This window comes from Streptomyces sp. NBC_00236, from assembly GCF_036195045.1.
Lineage (GTDB): Bacteria > Actinomycetota > Actinomycetes > Streptomycetales > Streptomycetaceae > Streptomyces.
On the sequence record NZ_CP108100.1, the window covers coordinates 6,680,846 to 6,704,662 of the forward strand.

Consider the following 23,817-nt stretch of genomic DNA (forward strand, 5'->3'; position numbering starts at 1 on the left):
TCACCTCGTACGACTAGGTTCGCTGGCAAGAAAGTCGAAACGACTGGGTTCGCTGTCAAACGCCTCGATTGGATGACAGCGGTCAAGCACGCCCTGACATGACCCTTCCCCGGTCATGTACTAGAGTTATCTCGACATCGAGATATATGCCGAAGGCGCACAGCGGGCCACCGTGCGGTAAGGGTTACCTAACTAAGCCTTACCTTAGCGGATGTCCGGCTCGCCGAAGGCGGCACCACGCGGCGCCCGCCGAAGTGAGGCGCGGCGCGGAGTTACGCGCACATTGATGAAGGAGACTGTCGTGTCGGCGAACAGCTTCGACGCCCGCAGCACGCTGCGCGTGGGCGACGAGTCGTACGAGATCTTCAAGCTGGACAAGGTCGAGGGCTCCGCGCGCCTCCCTTACAGCCTGAAGGTGCTGCTGGAGAACCTGCTCCGCACGGAGGACGGCGCGAACATCACCGCCGACCACATCCGGGCGCTCGGCGGCTGGGACTCCCAGGCCCAGCCCAGCCAGGAGATCCAGTTCACGCCGGCTCGCGTGATCATGCAGGACTTCACCGGTGTGCCCTGTGTCGTGGACCTCGCCACCATGCGTGAGGCCGTCAAGGAGCTCGGCGGTGACGCGACGAAGATCAATCCCCTCGCTCCGGCCGAGCTGGTCATCGACCACTCCGTGATCGCCGACAAGTTCGGCACGAACGACGCGTTCGCGCAGAACGTCGAGCTGGAGTACGGCCGCAACAAGGAGCGCTACCAGTTCCTGCGCTGGGGCCAGACCGCCTTCGACGAGTTCAAGGTCGTCCCCCCGGGCACGGGCATCGTCCACCAGGTCAACATCGAGCACCTGGCCCGCACGGTCATGGTCCGCAACGGCCAGGCGTACCCCGACACCCTCGTCGGCACCGACTCGCACACCACCATGGTCAACGGCCTGGGCGTGCTGGGCTGGGGCGTCGGCGGCATCGAGGCCGAGGCCGCGATGCTCGGACAGCCGGTCTCCATGCTCATCCCGCGCGTCGTCGGCTTCAAGCTGACCGGCGAGCTCCCGGCCGGCACCACCGCCACCGACCTCGTGCTGACCATCACCGAGATGCTCCGCAAGCACGGCGTCGTCGGCAAGTTCGTCGAGTTCTACGGTGAGGGCGTCGCCGCCACCTCCCTCGCGAACCGCGCCACCATCGGCAACATGTCGCCGGAGTTCGGCTCCACCGCCGCGATCTTCCCGATCGACGACGAGACGCTGAAGTACCTGCGTCTGACCGGCCGCGACGCCCAGCAGGTCGCGCTCGTCGAGGCGTACGCCAAGGAGCAGGGCCTCTGGCTCGACCCGGCCGCCGAGCCCGACTTCTCCGAGAAGCTGGAGCTCGACCTCTCCACGGTCGTCCCCTCCATCGCCGGCCCGAAGCGCCCGCAGGACCGCATCGTCCTCGCGAACGCCAAGGCGCAGTTCGCCCAGGACGTGCGCAACTACGTCTCGGACGACGAGGAGGCGGGCAAGGAGTCCTTCCCTGCCTCCGACTCGCCGGCCGCCACCAACGGCGTCCCGTCGAACCCGGTCACCGTGACCGCCCCCGACGGCACCACGTACGAGCTGGACCACGGCGCCGTCACCGTCGCCGCGATCACCTCCTGCACCAACACCTCGAACCCCTACGTCATGGTCGCCGCGGCGCTCGTGGCGAAGAAGGCCGTCGAGAAGGGCCTGACCCGCAAGCCGTGGGTCAAGACCACCCTCGCCCCGGGCTCGAAGGTCGTCACCGACTACTTCGACAAGGCGGGTCTGACCCCGTACCTCGACAAGGTCGGCTTCAACCTCGTCGGCTACGGCTGCACCACCTGCATCGGCAACTCCGGCCCGCTGCCGGAAGAGGTCTCCAAGGCGGTCAACGACCACGACCTGGCCGTCACCTCGGTGCTCTCCGGCAACCGTAACTTCGAGGGCCGGATCAACCCCGACGTCAAGATGAACTACCTGGCGTCGCCGCCGCTGGTCGTCGCGTACGCCATCGCCGGTTCGATGAAGGTCGACATCACCAAGGACGCGCTCGGCGTCGACCAGGACGGCAAGCCCGTCTTCCTCGCCGACATCTGGCCGTCCGAGGCCGAGGTGAACGACGTCGTCGCCAACTCCATCGGCGAGGACATGTTCAACAAGTCCTACCAGGACGTCTTCGCGGGCGACGCCCAGTGGCAGGCGCTCTCGATCCCCACCGGCAACACCTTCGAGTGGGACTCCGAGTCCACCTACGTCCGGAAGCCCCCGTACTTCGAGGGCATGACGATGGAGACGACCCCGGTCGAGGACATCACCGGCGCCCGCGTCCTCGCCAAGCTGGGCGACTCGGTCACCACCGACCACATCTCCCCGGCCGGTGCGATCAAGGCCGACACCCCGGCCGGCAAGTACCTCACGGAGCACGGCATCGAGCGCCGTGACTTCAACTCCTACGGCTCGCGCCGTGGTAACCACGAGGTCATGATCCGCGGCACGTTCGCCAACATCCGCCTGCGCAACCAGATCGCGCCGGGCACCGAGGGCGGCTTCACCCGCGACTTCACGCAGGCCGATGCCCCCGTGTCGTTCATCTACGACGCCTCGCAGAACTACCAGGCCGCCGGCACCCCGCTGGTCATCCTGGCGGGCAAGGAGTACGGCTCCGGTTCGTCCCGCGACTGGGCGGCCAAGGGCACCGCGCTCCTGGGCGTCAAGGCCGTCATCGCCGAGTCCTACGAGCGCATCCACCGCTCGAACCTCATCGGCATGGGCGTCCTCCCGCTCCAGTTCCCGGAGGGCCACACCGCCGAGACCCTCGGCCTCACCGGCGAGGAGACCTTCTCCTTCACCGGCGTGACCGAGCTGAACGACGGCACCACCCCGCGCACCGTCAAGGTCACCACCGACACCGGTGTGGAGTTCGACGGCGTCGTCCGCATCGACACCCCCGGCGAGGCGGACTACTACCGCAACGGCGGCATCCTGCAGTACGTGCTCCGCAGCCTGATCCGCAAGTAGGCATCAGCGGCAGTACGGCGAGAGGGCCGCACCCCCGGCGACGGGGGTGCGGCCCTCTCTCATGTCAGTCGGTCCGGGAGACAGCCCTCATCGCGGGCAACGCATGCTCCACATGACGTCTCGGTGTTGTGACAGATCTTCCGAGGAGAAAGCATCCTCGATTCCCCGCACCGCGGTTACTCGCTGACACTGGACATATCCCTCGACGCTCGCTGACCTGAGAGCCACCACGAGGCGATGCGGCCGCCATTTTGGATCCAGTCCGGATGCCCTATAGATCTTCTGGGATTCGCCAACGTCAGCCGCATGTACCTCAAGGCCTTCGTACCTGGTGGCAAGCTGCATGAAATCAACACCTTCGAAAAGGAGGTCGATTCCATGAAAATCCGTATCGTCGTCTCCGACGGCGCGGAGCAGCAGCTGTGAATGTCCCACACCGTACCGCCAGACCCTGAAGGTGTGCTCGGACTTGAAGTGAACCGACGACTGGCTGCTGTTACTCAAAGGGGTTGTCAACCTTAATACCTCCCTCGTACCAGGTTATTCTGTTCCAGGCGCCGGGCGACTGGCTGATTTGGTAGAGCTCCCAGTCAGTAAGGCCCTCGAAATCTCTTGCCGGATCGACACTTTCCCCTCGGGCTGCCGCCGCTCGGGCGTTTTTGGAACCGATCCCGTTGAGGTTGAACGATATGCGAGTGGTGCTTTCTGGCTTGAGGAACTCCTTTACGTGATTATACCATTGCTTATTATCCGGCCAGTGCTTGTACATTTCTGCGCCATGATCCATTGCGAATTCTTCCAATTCGTATGGATTGGTCGACGTCTCGGTCCGCCCCAGTGCTATATGGGAGCATCCAGAATTATGGACCAAGATCGACGTCTGGTCGGCCATGACGTAATAGGTGTGCAGATCGTTGACCGTGAGGTTATAGGTGCGTGCATACCTCGCGGACGAAACATTCTTCCGCACTGTGACGCGGGATCCGTCGGCACTCAGCAAGGCGGTGCCGGGCTTGAGATCGGCTGCCCGGGTCCACTTTCCCGCGGAAGAATTCCAGAAGGGGTGCTCGTAGGTTGCTGTGACCTTTTCCGTACCCCTCCCCGCGCCCATCGTCAGCGTGTTGAAAAGCTTGTCGTGTTCGGTGACTACGAGGCGGGTGACATGCCGCGGGCCCTTTCTTCCGCTGAGAGGGTCGGCCGCCATGACCCTGTCTCCGAGCTTGACGTCCTCGATATTTCGCAGCTTGCCGTTCCCCATGAGGACCTTCGTACCTGCCGGGAAGCATGTCTCGCACACTGCGGTAAGGGCTCGGATGGTTTCGTACGAAACCTTCAACAAGCGAAGTTTGGAGCTGATGGTCACATCCTTCATCAGCTCGGCACAAGCCCACAGATCGTGGTTGATGCAATCTTCCAGGTCATTGAGACCGGAAATTGCCTTGCCGAGCTCAAACAAGGCTGTGATGGTAGGTTCGAGCTTTTTCGACAGTGCAAGCGTGGTGCAGAACACGTCGGTCGGGGGCTTCTTGTCGCAGTAGAACGGGTCATTCTCTGGCGGACATCCCAGAATTCCGCACTTGCGCATGCGCTCGGCCGGTGTGTCCTGGCGGAGTTTCGCGCGTTCGGCTCTTGCCTCCTCCTTTATCTTTGCGATAGCGGCCTGCAATGCCTCCGTGCCGGCTGTGCGGGCGGCTTCGGCGTCTTTTCCAGCGGCGATCGCAGAGGTACGTGCGTTTTTGGCTTCGGTCCATGCACTGGCTGCCGAAACGTGTGCCAGCTCCGAGGAGACCGTCGCATCGGCAGCCGAGACCGCAGCCTTTGTCGCAGCTTGCTGCGCGGAGGCTGCGGCACCTCGGGCGATGCTCGCAGACTCGGCGGCTTGAGCAGCCGAGGCGGTCGCATCCGCTGCCGACTTACTGGCCTGATCGTCGTAATAGTCAGCAAGTTTTGACGAAGCGTCGGCTGCGTCTTTGTACTTCTGGGCATCCTGCGCCGCCTTGCGCGCCAGTGCCGCGACCCGATTTGCCTCGGAAGCGTCCGCCTGGGCGGTCGCTGCCACGCTGGTCGCTCCGAAGATCAACCCCTGAATCTGAGCTACGTGTGTGGCGCTCAAGAGGTCCTTGCGAGCAGCCATGTACTGGCCGGATTCGACGAAGTTGTGCAGAAGTTCCGCCGGCCCTTCCAATGCGATGCGGGCAGCCGCCTTCAGTTCGGACCCGCCACTGGAAATGAGCTGGGCGGCTCGAACGCGCTCGTCCTGCTGACGGGCGACTGTTTGCCCACTACCCAAGAAGTCGCGGTACGCCTGGAGAGTCCCTGCACTGAGCGCGGTCTGCCCGGCCTCCTTGAGTACGGGTCCCCCGACTGAAGCCACTTGCGCGATGCTGACACGGAAGTCTTCTCTGCCGGCTTCGTACTGACCAGAGGCGAGGAAGGCGGAGATTGTAGTGGCGTCGCCCTTGAGCGCCTCCTCCGCAGCGTCACTCACTGATGTGAGCGGGCTGTCCACGGACAGGCGCTCGACCTGGGACCGGTCGTCCGCCTCGGCTGCTTCCTTCCAGCCTGTGCGAACGTATTCCGTAACGTCCTGATCCGTTCCGGCCACGGCTGCTTCCGCCGCTGCCCGGCTCCACGGGCCGCCGTCCTGCATCACCAGAACAGCCAGCTTGCGACCACCCCTCACCACTACGGTGGGGTCGGCGTCAGGCTCGGCCGCTTCTGTGGCCAGGCGCTGTGCCTCGGCCACACGATCCTTGCCCCGCTGAATACTTGCGGCGCGAGCAACCTCGCGGGCCTCGTCCTCTTCCTTGAGGTCCTTGGCCCGCTCGATACCGGCGTTCGTTCGTGAGAGGAGCTCAGCAGCCTCGACTTCGCGCGCCAGAGCGGTCACGGACTTCGCTTCTTCGACTGCCGCAAGTGCGGCATCAGCAGCCACCTGGGCCGCTGTGGCATGTGCGGTGGACTCCGTTGCCGCGGTGGCAGCGTCGCCCGCGTGGTCCGCCGCTTCATTGGCTGCCGTTGCCGAAGCGCGAGCGTGCTTTGCTGCGGATCTGGCTGCATCCCTTGCCTGGCCGGCAGCGACGGCAGATTTGCGGGCCAGTGTCACAGCTGCGTTGGCCGCGCGGCTCGCTTCCTGCGCGTGACGACGCGCTGCTGCTGCAGCTGCTCGGGCCGCAATGGCTCGGCTGTCGCTCTGATTCGCGTAACTGCTCGCCTCCGTTGCCGCGTTGGCCGCAGCCATCGCGTTGGCCCCGGCGCCGGCAGCAGCCTGGGCAGCGTCACCGGCAGCTGTGGCAGCGATCGTGGCTTGGTCGGCTGCCTCAGCGCCCACTTCCGCGCTCTTCGCAGCGGCATTGGCTTCCTCCGCGGACTTTCGAGCTGCCGCGGCCTTGGTGGCGTCGGTAGCAGCGGCGGCAGCGGCACCACGTGCGCGTGCAGACGCCTGGGCTGCGCCGGCGGCCGCTGAGGCTGCCTGCGACGCCGCATTGGCAGCGATGCGCGCAGAGCTGTTCGCTGCTTGCGCGGAGGAAATCGCCTGCTGCGCGGCGGCGGCTGCTTGGCTGGCGGTTGTAGCCGCGCGTGCGGCTGCGCTCGCAGCCTTGTTGGCGTCGCTCCCGGCCATGGCGGCCTCGGCGGCTGCTTGAATCGCTGCCGCCTTGGCCAGTTTCGATGACTCGACTGCACGTGCCGCGGCGTCCGTGGCCGCTACGGTTTCGGCCGCAGCCTGGCGACCTGCCTCTCGGGCCATTTCAGCCAACTGGGAAACAGTCAGGTGCTCCTGATCGCGTGCTCGGGCTACGTGCTGGCCGACTTCAAGGAATTCCCGAATCTCATCAGCGGAACCACTCAGGGCGAGTCGGCCCGCTGCTTGGACAGCGGGCCCGCCCGTGCTCAGGATCTGAGCGACCTGTACTCGCTGATCTTGATCGCGCTGTGCGTACTGCCCGTCGGTCAAGAACTTTCTTACGTCGTCGGCTGTGCCGTTGAGGGCGGCCCGACCAGCTTCCTGTACACCGGGCCCGCCCTCGTTGATTATCTGAGCAGTACGCACTCGCTCGTCCTGCTCGAGTGGGTCCTTCCAGCCGAAATCCAGGAACAGCTTGAGATCTCCCGGTGTCCCACTCAGCGCTTTTCGGGCTGCTTCGATGGTGTTCTGACCACCGACACTTGCAATTTGGGCGGCGTAGACCCGGTTGTCTTGATGCGCGTTGTTCGACAACTCGGCGAGAAAGTTCTGAACATCTGCATCATCGCCGGACAGTGCTACCTCTGCGGCTGCTTTTACGCCAGGACCGCCTATTTTCCAGAAATTGAGGACGCGTCCACGGTCGTTCGGCTCCGCCGAGGCGAGTTCCGTGTGCGGATCAAGTGTGGATTCCTTGGCTGCGGCAGGTGAGGTGCCGAGCAGTCCGGAAACGAGCATAAGGGGTAGGAGGCTAAGGCCAACGATGCGAATGGCGCGTTGTGTCTTGATCATGACAATCTTAAAGATTGCATGTCTTTGTAGGGGTTGCTTCATCTCATCACCTGACGATTGGTGGGTGCAGGAATTTTGATTTCGGCTGTCCGGTGGGTGCGAATGAGGGGATTTCCCGGGAGTCGATAGGTTGATGTGAAACGCTGCGGCGATGCATGGTCAGTCGGTGAGGGTTGGGCTGAAGGAGGGCTGCAGCCTCGGGGGAGGGGCCGCGTGCGCCGGGTTGCATTCGGGCAGCAGGATATATCCGCCGCTCCTTTTGAGTCCGATGGCCTTTGTTGTAAAAATGACAGAAGCCCTTCCGGATGTGGAGCCTGCGTATCTAGTGGACTCCACTGGCATGTAATGAACAAGAAAAGAGTTCGCTGAATCCTACTTGGGGCCCGAAGAGTGGTCAATGGCCGTCCGATTGGTTCTTTTGGGAGGGGATGATGCCAATCTGGTTTGACATCCTCTGGGAGTGCTGTGCCGTAATGAAATGGTTTGCTGCCCGCGTTCTTCGAGTGGACTCCAATGGGAGGCTTGGGGTGCTTTCAATGCGTTTCTGGTCCAAGAGAAATGTGATGTGCTGGTGAATGTCTGGTGGTCTGCCGCTGCGAGATGGCGCAGCTGGGCCGGCATCCAGGGGGGACTTCCTGGACATGAGGAAGGGCCGCACCCCCTCGTGGGGGTGCGGCCCTCTCTTCAAGCGTCAGAAAATCCTGAACGAGCTCAGTAGAGCAGCCGGTAGGTGCTCCAGCCGCCACCGATCTTCACGCGCGCCTTGTACGGCGAAGACGCGTTACCGGTGCCGGAGTAGCGCCACAGGATGCCGTCCTTACCACGGGCAAGCAGGTCGGCCTTGCCGTCGTAGTCGAGGTCACCCGTGGAGATGAGGAAGTTGTACGCGCCCCAGCCACCGCCGATCTTGGTGCGCGCGGCGAACGGGGCCTTGTAGTTGCCGGTGCCCTTGTAGAGCCACAGGACGCCGGACTTGTCCTGGGCGACGAGGTCGTGCTTGCCGTCGCCGCTCAGGTCGCCGTTGCCGGCGAGCTGCGTGTACGCGTTCCAGCCGCTGCCGACCTTGTAGCGGGTCGTCAGCTTGCCGTTGCCCGTACCCAGGTAGAGGTAGAGCACGCCCGAGCCGTCGCGGGCCAGCAGGTCGCCGGCCCCGGCGCCGCCGAAGTTGCCCGCGGAGACCATCTTGTTGTAGATGTTCCAGCCGCCGCCGACCCGGAATCCCACGGAGTTCCAGGGGAGGTACAGGAGCGAGCCGGAGGTGTCCCGTGCCCACAGGCCGTCGGTCTGGGTGTCCGAGGCGTTGTTGACCTGCCCCAGTTCCTTGATGTCAGACCAGTCGTCATCGCTGTTCGAATCGCGGGCGAGGAAGCCGCCCTTCTGGTCCTGCATATAGCCGTACGAGTTGCCCGCCTTGTCGATCCCGTACAGGGCGGACGACACGGTGGCGGTGGCGGCGGCTGCTGCCGCGGCGGGCTGCTGAGCGGCGTTGGCCGAGCTCGGAGCCACCGGGCTCGGGGAGTCGGCGGCGACGGCGGAGGTGCCGGTGCCGACGAGGGCGGCGGTGATCGCCGCAGCTGCCACGCGGGCGGCTATGCGTCTGTGCTTACGGCCAGAGGTTTTGGCCACGAAGTACTCCATGGATCGAGATGAAGGGTGGCCTGTCCGCCCCAAGGGGAGGACAGGCCACGGGTTTCATCCGAATCCTGTCATGACTTCGGTTGCGAAACCTTCACTTTTTCGTCAGAAGACAAGACGGTAGGTGTTCCAGCCACCGGTACCGATCTGCGTGCGGTACCCGTACGGCGCCGCGGCGTTGCCCGTGCCCTTGTAGAGGTACAGCGCGCCCTTGGCGTCCCGGCCGATGAGGTCGGTCGTGCCGTCCAGGTCGATGTCGCCGGGGGCGAAGACGGTGTTGTACGTGTTCCAGCCACCGCCCACCTTGGTGCGGGCGGTGAACGGGGACTTGTAGTCGCCGGTGCCCTTGTAGAGCCACAGGACGCCGGACTTGTCGACGGCGACGATGTCGTTCTTGCCGTCGCCGGTCAGGTCGCCGTTGCCCGCGAGCTGCGTGTACGCGTTCCAGCCGCCGCCGACCTTGTACCGCTTGGTGACGGTGCCGTCGCCGTAGCCCAGGTACAGGTACAGGTATCCGGCGGAGTCGCGGCCGAGGAGGTCACCGGCTTCGCCGCCGCCGAGGTTGCCCGCGGAGACGAGCTTGTTGTAGATGCCCCAGCCGTGACCGACGTTCTTGAGGTCGGAGTTGTCGTTGGCGGCGTAGTTGAGCACGCCCGCCGCGTTGGTCTGCCAGCGGCCGTCGGGGAGGCTGTCCGCGTTGCTGTCCACGTGGCCGAGGAACTTGGTGTCCTTCCAGCCCGTGTCGAACGGGACCCGGGCCTGCAGGCCGCCCTCGCCGTTCGGCGCGTAGTAGTACGAGGCGCCCGTGCTGTCCACGCCCGTGATGCCGTACAGGGGCGCGTCGCCCATGTCCGCCGCGAAGGCGGAGGTGCCGGTGCCGACGAGGGCCGCGGTTATCGCGGCGGCGGCGACGCGGGTGGCTGCCCGCCCGGGCAGACGGCCGGAGATCTTGGCCACGTGTGTTCTCCATGGGTGGTGGGTCGAGGCGTGACGCGCCGCGGGATACGGGGACACGCCACGGAATTGAGGGTGATCCTTTCACGAGTCCCTCACGGCTCCAAGGGTTTGACGGAAAGGCGTCAAAGCGACATCTCCGCCCGTCCGGCCGGGCGTTGCGCAGGACCCCCAGGTCAGCGATGGGCCGAGGATCCGGCGGCCGCGGGTTCGGCGAACCCCTCTGTGGTCAGCCGGTGAATACCGTGCAACTGCGTCATCACATCCCGCAGCGACCGGCAGTCCCGCGGACCCGGGCCCGGCGCCGGCCGGGCGGTGCGGTGGCCGTCCTCCAGGGCGTCCGCCAGCACGGACAGCGCCGTCGTCACCCGCTCCGCCTCGCCGGACGAGGGCCTGGGCACCCCGTTCTCGACCCGCAGCGCGCACGCGGTCGCCGCGTCGACGACCAGTTCGGCGGCCACCGTCACCGCAGACCAGTCGTGGCGCCGCTCGCCGAACGGGCCCGGCAGCTCGGCCGCGACGGTCTCCGCGGCGGCCCGTGCCTCGGCCAGCGCCCGGTACGCGGCGCCGCGCAGCGCCAGCCCCCGCGCGTCGTCCCGCTGCCGGTCCCCGGCGTCGCCCGGCTGCCGTCCGTCCCGGGCGAGGCCCCTGGGCCCGCCGTCCCCTGCCGGGTCCGGAGTGTCCAGGACGTGGCGCAGATACCGCTCCGTGCAGCGCAGCGTGACGGCGAACCGGTGGCCGACCCGTACCCGGGGGTCGGCCACCAGCGGCAGATGGCCGACGAGCAGCACGATCGCGCAGGCCAGGAACGTTTCCAGCAGCCGGGACGCGGCCGCCTCGGTGTCGCCCGCGGTGTGCACGAACGACAGCACGAGCACGGTGATCACCGCGGTCTGGAACGCGAAGTGGCGGGTGGACAGGGGCACCAGGGCCCCGGCCACGACGACCGCCGCCACGACCACCGGCGCACCGAGGCCGCCGAGCGCGGCCATGAGGGCGACGAAGGCGAGGACTCCGGCGACGGTCCCGGCGAACCGGTTCACCACCCGGGAGAACAGCGGCCCCATGTCGGGCTTCACCAGGAACGCGGCGGTGGCGGGCAACCAGTACCAGTGGTCCTCGTGCAGCAGCAGCGCGACAGCCGCCGTGACCGAGACGCAGAGCGCCACCCGCAGCCCGTACTCACGTCCGGCGGAGGTGAACAGACCCGGGCGGAGCCCGGATCGGAGGCCCGTCGTGCCGGGGTGTTCCGGGCCTTGCGGGGTGTGGGTGCCGGCTGTCGTGCCGGGGTGTTCCGGGTCTTGCCGGGCGTGCGCGCCGGCCGTCGTCCGGTCGAAGACCACCGCGGCCTCCAGCACCGCCCGGTCGAAGGCGAGCCGTTCGACGGTGTCCGGCGGCGGGCCCGGCAGCGTACCCGCAGGTCCGCCGGAACGGACTGCCGCGGCGAGTCGCCGGGGGCCCTCGGCCACCGCGTCCGGGACGGGACGGCCCTCCCACAGCAGCGCGATGCTCGCCTCGCAGAGCGCGACCCCCGAGCCGTGGCGTTCGACGAGGGCGTGCTCCGTTCCCCCGGACCGGCGGGGCCACGGCAGCAGCCGCATCAGCCGCAACGCCTCGTCGGCCTGCTGCTGTGCGGCGACCAGGGTGCGCCGGGCGGAAGCCGCACCCGGTCCGCCGAGCGCGCCCAGCGCGTCCGCGAGCGCGTCGAACACGGCGGCGACGGCCTCGCGTTCACCGCTCCACCGCGTCGCGCCCGGCGATCGCGGGGCGCGCGGCAGCAGCCGGAGGAGGACGAGCCAGCCCGCGCCGGAGAGGAAGCACAGCGCCTTCAGCCACGCGGGACCGGCCAGCGGCATCCCCATGCCGATCGTCGTGGCGACCAGCATCTGGAGGGCGGCCGCCGACCACACGGCGCCCCTGGCGCTCAGCGCCCCGGAGGCCCAGCCCACCAGGAAGAGCACGGGGACCGCCGCCCACCGCCCCGTCGTGTCCGCGACCAGTGCGCCGACGAGCAGCCCCAGCGACCCGGCCGCGGCCGGCAGCCCTATGTGGACGAGCCCCTTGCGGCGGGTGCCCGGGCGGTCGTTGACCCCGGCGAGCATCGCCCCGAGCGCGGCGAGGACACCCGGCCCCGGCTGGCCGAGGGCGATCCCCGCGCCGAGGAGGGGGCCCGCGCCGAGCGCGCCGCGCACCATCGCCGTGCGGGGCACGGGGGCCCGGCGCAGGCGCAGGACGTGGGTGAGCCAGGCCGGCGCGGGGCGCCGCGGCCCGGACCTGTCGGCTCGGACTGCCGGAATGTGCACCGTCGGCCTCCTCGTTCACCGGCCGGACCATGGGTCCGGGGGCGGGTGGAGCGGGCAACGGCGGCCGCGTACACCGAACGTAACAGGGGGACTTGTCGGGAGGGATGCGGTGATGTTTCGGGCGTGTGATCCTGCCGGACAGGGAGCGGCGTCGGACGAAACCCGCAGGTCGTCCGCGGGTGCGCGTGCGGCGCGGAGCGCCGAGGCCCTACGCTCGAAGGTCTGATGACGACGATCCGACCCCCCTCGCCCGGCACCAAGGCCGGAGCCGAGTCCGTGCGCCGCAACAACCTCGGCCTGGTCCTGCGTGCCGTCCTGGAGGAGGGCGAGGTGACCCGCGCCCGGGTGGCGGCCCGCGTCGGGCTGACCCGGGCGGCGGTCTCCTCGCTCGTCGAGGAACTGCTGGCGCTCGGCCACCTGACCGAGTCCGGCAAGACGTTCAGCGGAAGCGCGGGACGCCCCGGCACCGTGCTGAAGGTGTCGGAGACCGGCCCGGCCGGGCTCGGTGTCGAGATCAACATCGACTACGTCTCGGTGTGCGCGGTCGGGCTCACCGGGACCGACCGGGTCCGCGTCACCGAGCACATCGACAACCGGAACACCCCGCCGGCCGAGGTCCTCGCCCACGCGGCCCGGCTCACCAACCGGGTCATCACCGCGACCGGCGAGCAGGGGCTGCGCGCCGTCGGCGTCGAACTGGCCCTGCCCGGCCTCGTCTCCGGCGGCATGGTCCGCCAGGCGCCCAACCTGGGCTGGTACCGCGTCGCGGCTGAAGGCATCTTCGGCCAGGCACTCAGCACGCTGAGGCCGGCGGGCCGGGCGCTGGCGGTCAGCTCCGACAACGAGGCCAACCTGGCGGCGCTGGCCGAGCTGTGGTTCGGCGGCCTCGGCGACGCCCGCAGCTTCCTCTACCTCACCGGCGAGATCGGCGTCGGCGGTGCGCTGGTGCTCCGGGGCGAACTGCTGCGGGGTGCCCACGGTTTCGCGGGGGAGGTCGGGCACGTGGTCGTCGACCCGGACGGGCCGCTGTGCGGGTGCGGCGCCCGGGGCTGTCTTGAGCAGTACGCCGGTCAGGCGGCCCTGCTACGGGCTGCCGGCATCGACCCGGCCGCGGGGGTGCGCGGACTGGGGGAGCTGGAGAAGCGGGCGAGGTCGGACGACCCGGATACGCTGGAGGTGCTGCGGGCGGCCGGGGACCGCATGGGCGTGGTGCTGGCCGGGGCGGTCAACCTCTTCGACCTGGACACCGTCGTGCTCGGCGGCGTCTACCGCGACCTGATGCCGTGGCTCGCCGGGGCGGCCCAGGCACAGCTCGCGGACCGGGTCGTCTCGGGGCGGTGGCGCAGCGACGGCGGCGGGCTGCGGGCCTCCTCGCTCTCCGGCGACGCGGCACGGGGCGCGGCGGCCCGTGTCGTGCGCGAGGTCCTGGCGGACCCGGCGGCGTACGCGGCGCGCTGAGGGGCCCGGGCAAGGAACAGCCCCCGTCCGCAGCAGGGCGAACGGGGGCAGGACCGGATGAGGCAGGACCGGACTACTTCCGGTGGGCCGCGATCAGCTCCTGATACCAGCGGTAGCTGTCCTTCGGCGTGCGCTCCAGCGTGTCGTAGTCGACCCGGATGATCCCGAACCGCTTCGCGTACCCGAGCGCCCACTCGAAGTTGTCCAGCAGCGACCACACGTAGTAGCCGCGCACGTCGACGCCCGCGTCCATCGCCGCCCGCAGCGCCGTCAGATGCGTCTGCAGGTACTCGACGCGGTCCGCGTCGTGCACCGAGCCGTCGGCGTCCACGGAGTCGAACTCCGCCGAGCCGTTCTCCGTGATGTGCACCGGCGGCAGCGCGTCGCCGTACGTCTGCTTCAGCGCGGTCAGCAGGTCGGTGAAGGACTCGGGCACGACCGGCCAGTTCATCGCCGTCTTGCGGACGCCCCGGTACTCGCCCTCGCTGTACCGGTTGTCGGTGGCGACCCGCAGGGCCGGGTCGGCCTCGCGGTGCGGGGCGGCGGCGACCACGATGGGGCGGTAGTAGTTGATGCCCAGGAAGTCCATCGGCTCGGAGATGAGCTCCAGGTCGCCCTCGCGCCGGAAGTCCTGCGCGGTGATGAGCTCGCCCCAGGTCTCCTCCTCGGTGGCCGGGTAGCGGCCCGCCAGGATCGGCTCGGTCCACACGAGGTTGTGCTGGGTGTCCGCGCGGACGACCGCGGCGAGATCGGCGTCCGACTCGGTGGCCGGGACGTTGCGGTCCAGGTTGAGCGTGATGCCCGCCTCGCGGACGCCCGCCGCGCGCAGCGCGGTCATCGCGTGGCCGTGGCCGACGAGCAGGTGGTGCGCGGCGGCCAGGGCCCCGCGTCCCTCCTTCGCACCAGGTGCGTGACGGCCGACCGAGTAGCCGAGGAACGCGCTGCACCACGGCTCGTTCAGCGTGATCCAGCGCGGCACCCGGTCGCCCAGGTGCTCCGCCATGATCGCCGTGTACTCACCGAAGCGCTCCGCGGTCTCGCGTACCCGCCAGCCGCCCTTGTCCTCCAGGGCCTGCGGCAGGTCCCAGTGGTAGAGGGTGGCGGCCGGCTCGATGCCCGCTTCGAGGAGCTCGTCGACCAGCCGGGAGTAGAAGTCCAGGCCCTTGGCGTTGACCGCCCCGCTGCCCTCGGGCTGGATGCGCGACCAGGCTATCGAGAACCGGTACGAGTCCACGCCGAGGTCACGCAGCAGCGCCACGTCCTCGGGGTAGCGGTGGTAGTGGTCGCAGGCCACGTCACCCGTGTCACCGCCGTCGGTCTTCCCCGGGGTGTGGCTGTAGGTGTCCCAGATGGACGGCCCGCGGCCGTCCTCCTCCACGGCACCCTCGATCTGGTACGAGGCCGTGGCCGCGCCGAAGACGAAGCCGGGCGGGAAGACCGGGAACTCACTCATGAAACAGACCCTTACTTGACGGATCCGCCGGTGATCCCGGCGGCGATGTACTTCTGGGACAGGACGAGCAGGACCGCGGCGGGCACGGCCGAGAGGACCGACGCCGCCATGACGGAACCCCAGTCACCGACGTGGGCGCCGATGTACTGGTAGATGCCCAGTGTGATCGGCTTTACTTCGTCCGTGGTGTTCAGGGTCAGCGCGAACATGAAGTCGCTCCACGCGTACAGGAACGAGAACAGCCCGGCGGTGATCAGCGAGTTGCGGCTCATCGGCAGGACGACCTGGATGAACGTACGGATGCGGCCGGCGCCGTCGACCTCGGCGGCCTCGATGACCTCGCGCGGGATGGACACCATGAACGAGCGCATCAGTACGATCGCGAAGGGGATGCCCAGCGAGGCGTCCGCCAGCATCAGGCCGAAGTAGGAGTTGACCAGGCCGAGGTCCACGTACGCGCTGTACAGGGCGTTCGCGATGACGATGCCGGGCACCATCTGGGTGATGAGCGTGCCGAAGACGATCGTCTTGCCGCCGCGCAGGTTGAACTGGGCCAGACCGTACGCCGCCGGTGCGGAGATGGCCAGACAGATGGCCACGGCGCCGAGCGCCACGGCCAGCGAGGTCAGCAGGTTGCCGCCCTGCTCGGTGAAGGCGGAGGTGAAGCCGGAGAAGTCCACGCCGGTCGGGACCGGGCCGACGTCGACCAGGCTCGCGTCCGGCTGCAGCGCGGTGTTGATCATCCAGTACAGCGGGAACAGCATCACCGCGAGGATGACGACGCCGAGGACGGTCGCTCCCCAGCGGCGCTTCGGCCGGTGGACGGCGGGAGCCGGGGCGGCGGGGATCTGGGTGGTGGTCGCCATGCCGGTCACTTCCCCTCGTTGCGGTTGACCCGCAGGTAGAACACCGCGAAGACGGCGGAGATCAGGATCAGGATGTTGCCGACCACGGCACCGGCCCCGAAGTCCATCTGGACGAAGGAGTTCTGGTACGTGAGCGTGCCGAGCGTCTGGGTGGAGTCGGCGGGCCCGCCGTCGGTGAGGGCGAGGACCAGGTCGAGGATCTTCACCGTCGACATGAAGCCGAGCACCAGCACCACGGTGATGACGGGCTTGAGCATCGGCAGGGTGACCGAGCGGAACGTGCGCCAGGCGGACGCGCCGTCGAGTGCGGCGGCCTCGTTCAGCTCCTTGGGGACCTCCTGGAGGCCGCCGTAGAGGATCACCATGTTGAACGGGATGCCGATCCAGATGTTCACCAGGATCACCGAGATCAGCGCCATGCTGGTGCTCGTCAGCCAGGGCGTGTCACCGGGAAGGCCGACGGTGCCCAGGAAGGAGTTGAGGACACCGGTGTCCTGGTCGAAGATGCGCCGCCACACGATGCCGGAGACGACCATCGGGACGAGCCACGGCAGCAGGATCAGCGAGCGCAGGATGCCGTTCAGCGGGAAGCGGCGGGTGAAGAAGACGGCGAGGGCCAGACCGATGCAGAACTGGCCGACGAGCGATCCGATCGTGAAGAGGATCGTCTGCCACAGGGCCTTGCCGAACAGTCCGTCCTCGAAGACGTTGGTCCAGTTGTCGAAGCCGTTGAACGGCGCGTCGCCGGTGAAGAAGGTGGACGGCGAGTAGTCCTGGAAGCTCATCACGATGTTGCGGACGAGCGGGTAGCCGAAGAACAGCGCCATGAAGATCACGGCGGGGGCGATGAACCCCCACTGGGCGAGCGTCCTGCGCCGCTTGGCGCTCCGCGGGTTCACCGGCTTCTTGACCGCACCGGCCGAGGCGGCCTTCGGGTCGGCCGGCAGCGCGGCGGCCGAGGCTGTGGTGGATGACATGGTTCGTATACCTCAGTTCCCGCTCGTGACCTGCTGCTGGGCACGCTTCAGAGCGGCCTCGCTGGACTCACCGGTGAGCGCGGACTGGAAGGCGCTCTGCAGGGCCAGCGACACGGACGACCACTGCGCGCCGACCTTGGCGGTACGCGAACGGGCCGTGGCGACCTGGTCGGCGAGAGCGGCCAGCTCCGGGGTCTTCTTGCGCCACAGTTCGGCGGCCTTCTCGTTGGCCGGGACCATCCAGCTGTTGATCGCGTAGGTGATCTCCTCCTGCTCACCCGACATGCAGCCGATGATCCGGGCGGCCATCTTCTCGCGCGCCTCGTCACCGGTGTTGGGCACGGTCAGGATTCCGCCGCCCAGCGGTCCCACCGACTCGTCGCCCGCCTTCGGGACGGGGATCCGGGCGATGCCCCAGTTGAGCCCCTTCTTGGCGTTGAGGCTCTCGACCTGCCACGGGCCGTTGATCATCATCGCGGCGTTGCCGGCCATGAACTGGTCGTTGACATCGGCCTGGGTCCAGTTGACCGTGGACTTGGACAGCGAGCCGTCCTTGAGGAGGGCCTTCCAGTAGTCCAGCGCCCCGGCGACCTCGGGGGTGTCGAGCTTCGTCTCGTCGCCGCCGTTGGACCACATGAACGGGGTGAACTGGAAGACGCCGTCCTCCGCACCGCCCGCGCTGAGCGCGAGGCCGTACCGCTTGCCCTGGGTGAGCTTCTTCGCGGTCGCCTGCATCTCGGCCCAGGTGGTGGGCACCTCCAGGCCGGCCTTGTCGAGGGTGTCCTTGTTGTAGAACAGCGCCAGGGTGTTCACGGTGCGGGCCGCGCCGTAGTACTTGCCCTGGTACGAGCCGAAGTTGACGATCCCCTCGGGGATGTCCTGCGTCGTCAGACCGAGGTCCTTCAGCGGGATCAGCCCGCCGGCCTCGGCGAACGTCGGCATCTCCGAGGCGTCCAGCTGGAGCACGTCGGGCAGTGACTTCGAGGACGCCATCCGCAGGGCCTTCGTCATCACCTGCGAGGCGGGGACGCTCTGCTGCTCGATCTTCACCCCGAGCGCCTTGCTGCACCGGGCCAGCGTCTGGGCGTCCCAGCGGTGGTAGGACTCGTCGGTCGACGAGTTCATGACGGTGTACACGTTCGGGTCGGCCTGCTGCCCGCAGCCGGAAAGGACGACTCCGCCGAGCAACGCGGAGACGGCGGTGAGCGGGACGATGACCCGCCGGTGATGACGGCGGCGCGGCTGGCGCATGCCGTCCGGAGAAGGTGCAGTCACGATGGTGCCCTTGCGTGAAGAGGGGTGCCGGCCCGAGGGGACCACTGTGTCCCGGCGGGGTGGATCCATCAGCCCGGGCACAGGTCCGGCAGTCCCGTGCCCGGGGAAGTGGGGTGTCCGACGGCGCTCCGCCGGACACCCCGGGGTGTCAGCTGACGCCGAGCAGGTGCTCCATGGCGAGCTGGTCGAGGGCCTCGAAGGCCATCGAGCGCTGGGCGGCGCCGTCCACGTCGAAGTCCTCGAACGCGGTACGGTCCGCGAGCAGGGCCTTGACGCCGTCGGCGGCGGTCGGCTGTGCCAGCTCGTCCAGGCGCGAGGCGGCCAGCGCCTCCTGGACGGCCGGGTCGGCGCGGAACGCCAGCGCGCGCTCCTTGAGGATCAGGTAGTTGCGCATGCAGTTCTTCGCGGACTCCCAGACCCCGTCGATGCCGTCGGTGCGCACCGGCTTGAAGTCGAAGTGCAGCGGGCCCGCGTAGTCCGAGCTCTCCAGGAGGTCGACGAGCCAGAAGGCCTGGCGCAGGTCGCCGGCGCCGAAGCGGAGGTCCTGGTCGTACTTGATGCCGGACTGGCCGTTGAGGTCGATGTGGAAGAGCTTGCCGGCCCACAGGGCCTGCGCGATGCCGTGCGCGAAGTTCAGCCCGGCCATCTGCTCGTGGCCGACCTCGGGGTTCACGCCGTACATCTCCGGGCGCTCCAGGCGCTCGATGAAGGCGAGGGCGTGGCCGACGGTGGGCAGCAGGATGTCGCCGCGCGGCTCGTTCGGCTTGGGCTCGATCGCGAACTTCAGGTCGTAGCCCTGGTCGACGACGTAGTCGCCGAGGAGGTCGAACGCTTCCTTCATCCGGTCCAGCGCGTTCCGCACGTCCTTGGCGCCACCCGACTCGGCGCCTTCGCGGCCGCCCCAGGCGACATACGTCTCGGCGCCCAGCTCGACGGCGAGGTCGATGTTGCGGATGACCTTGCGCAGCGCGAAGCGGCGGACATCGCGGTCGTTGGACGTGAAGCCGCCGTCCTTGAAGACGGGGTGCGTGAAGAGGTTGGTGGTGGCCATGGGGACCTTGAGACCGGTGCGGTCCAGGGCGGCCTTGAAACGCGTGATGATCGCGGCGCGCTCGCTGTCCGAGGACCCGAACGGAATCAGGTCGTCGTCGTGGAACGTCACACCGTGCGCACCGAGCTCCGCGAGGCGCTCGACGGACTCGACCGGGTCCAGGGCGGGGCGGGTGGCGTCACCGAAGGGGTCGTTGCCTCGCCAGCCGACGGTCCAGAGCCCGAAGGTGAACCGGTCGGCGGGGGTGGGGGTGAAGCGATTCGACATTCTGCTGCCTCTTGTCGACATGGCCCGGGCGGCTGCTCTGCCGTCCGACCGATTTGTTTGCTCCCAGTACTAATACGGCATCTCGGCGTTTGTTTCTAGACCATCCCAGTGACATGCCGGTCACATAGGGGCAACGTGGCTGCGTGTTGCGGGTCTTGTGTCCCGCGCATGGCGGGGTGGGAGCGGCTTCGGGGGCTGTCGAAGCGCTTCGAAGATTTATTTGTTTTGTGTACGATCAAAACCGGGACCCACAGGAACGAGGTACGACATGCCGTCGCGACCAGCCCAGAACCCGGCCACCGCCCCGGTATCGGCCGTCATCGGCGTGGACAGCTCCACCCAGTCCACCAAGGCCGTCGTCGTCGACACCGCGACCGGCCGGCTGCTCGCCGTGGGCCGGGCCCCGCACACCGTGACCGGTCAGGGCGGCGCCCGCGAGAGCGACCCCGAACAGTGGTGGCAGGCCCTGCGCACGGCCGTCGCCGCAGCACTCGCCGAATCGGGGCTGGACCCGGCCGCCGTCACCGGGATCGCCGTGGCCGGCCAGCAGCACGGACTCGTCACCCTGGACGCCGACGGTAACCCCCTGCGCCCCGCCCTCCTGTGGAACGACACCCGCTCCGCTCCCCAGGCCGCCGCCCTCACCGCCGCACTCGGCCGTGAGGCCTGGCTGGACCGCACCGGATCGGTGCCCGTCGCCTCGATGACCGCCGCCAAGTGGATGTGGCTCCGCGAGAACGAACCGGCCGCCGCCGCCAGGGCCGCCGCCGTCCGCCTCCCGCACGACTTCCTCACCGAACGGCTGACCGGCGCCGCCGTCACCGACCCGGGCGACGCGTCCGGCACGTGCTGGTACGACCCCGCCGCTCAGGGTTACGACCCCGAGCTGCTCGCCCTCACCGGCATCCGCGCGGACATGCTGTCCACGGTCGCCGCCACCGGAGCCACCGTCGCCGGACACCTCACCACCCGGGCCGCCGCCGCCCTCGGCCTGCCCGTCGGCATCCCCGTCGCCGCCGGAACCGGCGACAACATGGCGGCCGCGGTGGGCCTGGGCCTCGGCGCCGAAGGTCTCCTCGACCACCCCGTCGTCAGCCTCGGCACCTCGGGCACCGTCTTCGCCGCCACCCGCAACCGTCCGCACTCCGCGCTCCTCGCCGGATTCGCCGCCGCCGACGGCACCCGCCTCCCGCTGGGCTGCACCCTGAACTGCACCCTCGCCGTGGACAAGGTCGCCGAGCTGCTCGGCCTGGAACGCGAGGACGCGGTACCCGGCGGCGAGGCCGTGCTGCTGCCCTTCCTGGACGGCGAGCGCACCCCGGACCTCCCGGCCGCCTCCGGGCTCCTGCACGGGCTGCGGCACGACACGACCCGGCAGCAGATCCTCGGCGCCGCCTACGAGGGCGCCGTCGTCGCCGTCCTGCGCGCCCTGGACGAACTGCCGCTCGACGCCCCCGACGCGCCGCTGCGCCTCATCGGCGGGGGAGCGCGCGGCACGATGTGGGTGGAGACCGTGCGCCGCCTGTCCGGGCGGGCGGTGATCCTTCCGGACTCCGGCGAGCTGGTGGCCCTGGGAGCGGCCGCCCTCGCCGCGGGCGCCGCCACCGGCCGCGACCCGGTGGCCCTGGCGACGGACTGGGGCACCGGCGAGGGGCGCGTGCTGCCCGCCGTGCCCCGGGACACGGCCACCTGGGACCGGGTGACCTCGGTCCTGGACCGGGCGACGCCCGCACTCCTGACGACGCACCCCTGACGACGTACCCCGCACATCCCCGTACCACCGGCCAAGGAAGACCCCCCATGAAGTTCACCGACGGCTTCTGGCAGATGCGAGACGGTGTGAACGCCTCGTACGCCACCGAAACCCGCGCCCTCCGCCTCGACGCCGACCGCCTCACCGCCCACGCCGCCGTCAAGCGCGTGACGCGGCGCGGGGACACGCTCAACGCCCCCCTGATCACGGTGGAGGCGTACGCCGCCGCCGAAGGCGTCATCGGCGTCCGCGTCACCCACCTCGCGGGCAAGCGCCACCCCGGCCCCGACTTCGGTCTCCCCGGCGCCACCGGGGACACCACGGCCACCACCCGTAACGACGGCCCCACCGCCGAACTCACCAGCGGACCGCTCACCCTCCGGCTCCCCACCGAGGGCGGCTTCGGCCTGGAGTTCCTCGACGCGGACGGTCGCGTGCTGACCACCGCCGGACCCAAGGGCACCGCCTTCGCCACGGTCCAGGACGGCGGGCACCACATGTTCGCCCAGCTGGCCATCGGCGTCGGCGAGACGATCCACGGCCTCGGCGAGCGGTTCACCCCGTACGTCAAGAACGGCCAGGTCGTCGACATGTGGCAGGCCGACGGCGGCACCAGCAGCGAACAGGCCTACAAGAACATCCCGTTCTACCTCTCCTCACGCGGCTACGGCGTCTTCGTCAACCACCCCGGCAAGGTCTCGTTCGAGGTCGGCTCCGAGGCCGTCGGCCAGGTGCAGTTCAGCGTCGAGGACCAGACGATGGAGTATTTCGTCGTCGCCGGCCCCACGCCCAAGGACGTCCTCACCCGCTACACCGCGCTCACCGGCCGCCCGGCCCTGCCGCCGGCCTGGTCGTTCGGCCTCTGGCTGACCACCTCGTTCACCACCAACTACGACGAGGCGACCGTCACCTCGTTCGTCGACGGCATGGCCGAGCGCGGCATCCCGCTCTCCGTCTTCCACTTCGACTGCTTCTGGATGCGCGAGTACCAGTGGTGCGACTTCGAGTGGGACCCGGACACGTTCCCCGACCCGGACGGCATGCTCGCCCGGCTCAAGGCGAAGGGCCTGAAGATCTGCGTCTGGATCAACCCGTACATCGCGCAGAAGAGCGCCCTGTACGCGGAGGGCGCGGAGAAGGGCTACTTCGTCCTCACCCCCGGGGGCGACGTCTGGCAGTGGGACAAGTGGCAGGCCGGCATGGCGCTGGTCGACTTCACCAACCCCGAGGCCACCGCCTGGTTCCAGTCCAAGCTGAAGCCCCTCCTCGACCAGGGCGTCGACGGCTTCAAGACGGACTTCGGCGAGCGCATCCCCACCGACGTCGTCTGGCACGACGGCTCCGACCCGGAGCGGATGCACAACTACTACACGCACCTGTTCAACAAGTCGGTCTTCGAGCTCCTGGAGAAGGAGCGCGGCCAGGGCGAGGCGGTCCTCTTCGCCCGCTCCGCCACCGCCGGCGGCCAGCAGTTCCCGGTCCACTGGGGCGGCGACTGCTGGTCCTCCTTCGAGGCGATGGCCGAGTCCCTGCGCGGCGGTCTCTCCCTGTCCCTGTCCGGCTTCGGTTTCTGGAGCCATGACATCGGCGGCTTCGAGGGCACGCCCGACCCGGCGGTCTTCAAGCGCTGGCTCGCCTTCGGCCTGCTCTCCTCGCACAGCCGCCTGCACGGCTCCTCGTCGTACCGCGTGCCGTGGGAGTTCGGCGACGAGGCCGTCGCGGTCGCCAAGCAGTTCACCGAGCAGAAGCACCGCCTGATGCCGTACCTGTACGGCGCCGCCGTCGAGGCCCACCGCACCGGCGTCCCCACCATGCGCCCGATGCTGCTGGAGTTCCCCGACGACCCGGCCACCCGCACGGTGGACCGCCAGTACCTGCTGGGCCCCGACCTCCTCGTGGCGCCGGTCTTCAGCGAGGACGGCCACGTCGAGTACTACGTCCCCGAGGGCACCTGGACCCACTTCCTGACCGGCGAGACGGTCACCGGCCCGGCCTGGCGCCAGGACACCTACGGCTTCGACAGCCTCCCGCTCCTGGTCCGCCCCGGCGCGGTCCTGCCGCTCGGCGCGGACGCCTCGCGCCCCGACAGCGACTGGACGCAGAACCTCGAACTGCGCGTGTACGCCCCCGAGGGCCTCGGCGACTTCACCCGCACGGTGACGGTCCCCGACCTCACGGGCGCCCCGGCCGCCACGTACGAACTGGTCCGCGAGGGCGGCACGCTCCGCGTCACGGCGGACACGGACCGGCCGTACGAGGTCGTGGTCGTCGGCGACGCGACGCTGGAGGTCGTCAAGGGCTGATCCCTTTCCCGTCCGGGGCCCGGCCCCGG

13 protein-coding genes are annotated in these 23,817 nt (G+C 68.8%); 4 read left to right on the forward strand and 9 right to left on the reverse strand.

The annotated features are described in order from the left end of the window. The first annotated feature begins 301 nt into the window (after positions 1-301). A complete protein-coding gene (gene acnA, locus OG446_RS29870; protein WP_328896908.1) occupies positions 302-3,016 on the forward strand; it encodes an aconitate hydratase AcnA in 2,715 nt (904 codons plus the stop codon). Between the two features lie 496 nt (positions 3,017-3,512). Here the strand turns inward: acnA and OG446_RS29875 are convergent, their stop codons facing one another. From OG446_RS29875 to OG446_RS29890, 4 genes are all read right to left on the reverse strand, one after another. Continuing rightward, positions 3,513-7,493 (reverse strand): polymorphic toxin-type HINT domain-containing protein, encoded by a 3,981-nt coding sequence (locus OG446_RS29875; protein ID WP_328896909.1) that lies wholly within the window; start codon positions 7,491-7,493, stop codon positions 3,513-3,515. Positions 7,494-8,204: 711 nt separating this feature from the next. Continuing rightward, positions 8,205-9,119, reverse strand: coding sequence for an FG-GAP repeat domain-containing protein (locus OG446_RS29880; RefSeq protein WP_328896910.1), 915 nt, complete (start codon positions 9,117-9,119; stop codon positions 8,205-8,207). Between the two features lie 114 nt (positions 9,120-9,233). Further along, positions 9,234-10,085 carry an FG-GAP repeat domain-containing protein gene (locus OG446_RS29885; RefSeq protein WP_328896911.1) on the reverse strand — a complete coding sequence of 284 codons (852 nt, stop codon included), beginning with the start codon at positions 10,083-10,085 and terminating at the stop codon, positions 9,234-9,236. Positions 10,086-10,258: 173 nt separating this feature from the next. After that, entirely contained in the window at positions 10,259-12,385 is a 2,127-nt protein-coding gene (locus tag OG446_RS29890) for an FUSC family protein (RefSeq protein ID WP_328896912.1), read from the reverse strand. A gap of 225 nt (positions 12,386-12,610) precedes the next feature. Here OG446_RS29890 and OG446_RS29895 point away from each other — a divergent pair, with 225 nt between their 5' ends. After that, positions 12,611-13,843, forward strand: a complete 1,233-nt coding sequence (locus OG446_RS29895; protein ID WP_328896913.1) for an ROK family transcriptional regulator — start codon at positions 12,611-12,613, stop codon at positions 13,841-13,843. A gap of 73 nt (positions 13,844-13,916) precedes the next feature. Here the strand turns inward: OG446_RS29895 and OG446_RS29900 are convergent, their stop codons facing one another. The 5 genes from OG446_RS29900 to xylA all read right to left on the reverse strand — a co-directional run bounded on the left by OG446_RS29900 (position 13,917) and on the right by xylA (position 19,732). Further along, positions 13,917-15,296, reverse strand: a complete 1,380-nt coding sequence (locus tag OG446_RS29900; RefSeq protein WP_328896914.1) for a GH1 family beta-glucosidase — start codon at positions 15,294-15,296, stop codon at positions 13,917-13,919. A gap of 11 nt (positions 15,297-15,307) precedes the next feature. Beyond that, on the reverse strand, positions 15,308-16,162 hold the full coding sequence (locus OG446_RS29905) for a carbohydrate ABC transporter permease (RefSeq protein ID WP_328896915.1): 855 nt from the start codon (positions 16,160-16,162) through the stop codon (positions 15,308-15,310). 5 nt (positions 16,163-16,167) lie between these two features. Further along, complete coding sequence (locus OG446_RS29910) at positions 16,168-17,139, reverse strand: carbohydrate ABC transporter permease (RefSeq protein WP_328896916.1); 972 nt, start codon at positions 17,137-17,139, stop codon at positions 16,168-16,170. Positions 17,140-17,151: 12 nt separating this feature from the next. Beyond that, complete coding sequence (locus tag OG446_RS29915) at positions 17,152-18,390, reverse strand: ABC transporter substrate-binding protein (protein WP_328898456.1); 1,239 nt, start codon at positions 18,388-18,390, stop codon at positions 17,152-17,154. 172 nt (positions 18,391-18,562) lie between these two features. Then, positions 18,563-19,732, reverse strand: a complete 1,170-nt coding sequence (gene xylA / locus OG446_RS29920; protein WP_328896917.1) for a xylose isomerase — start codon at positions 19,730-19,732, stop codon at positions 18,563-18,565. A 268-nt stretch (positions 19,733-20,000) separates the two neighbouring features. Here xylA and xylB point away from each other — a divergent pair, with 268 nt between their 5' ends. Both xylB and yicI read left to right on the forward strand, forming a co-directional pair. Next, complete coding sequence (gene xylB, locus OG446_RS29925; protein ID WP_328896918.1) at positions 20,001-21,485, forward strand: xylulokinase; 1,485 nt, start codon at positions 20,001-20,003, stop codon at positions 21,483-21,485. Positions 21,486-21,532: 47 nt separating this feature from the next. Beyond that, positions 21,533-23,788: an alpha-xylosidase gene (gene yicI / locus OG446_RS29930; protein WP_328896919.1), complete on the forward strand. Its 2,256-nt coding sequence runs from the start codon at positions 21,533-21,535 to the stop codon at positions 23,786-23,788. Positions 23,789-23,817 lie beyond the last annotated feature (29 nt).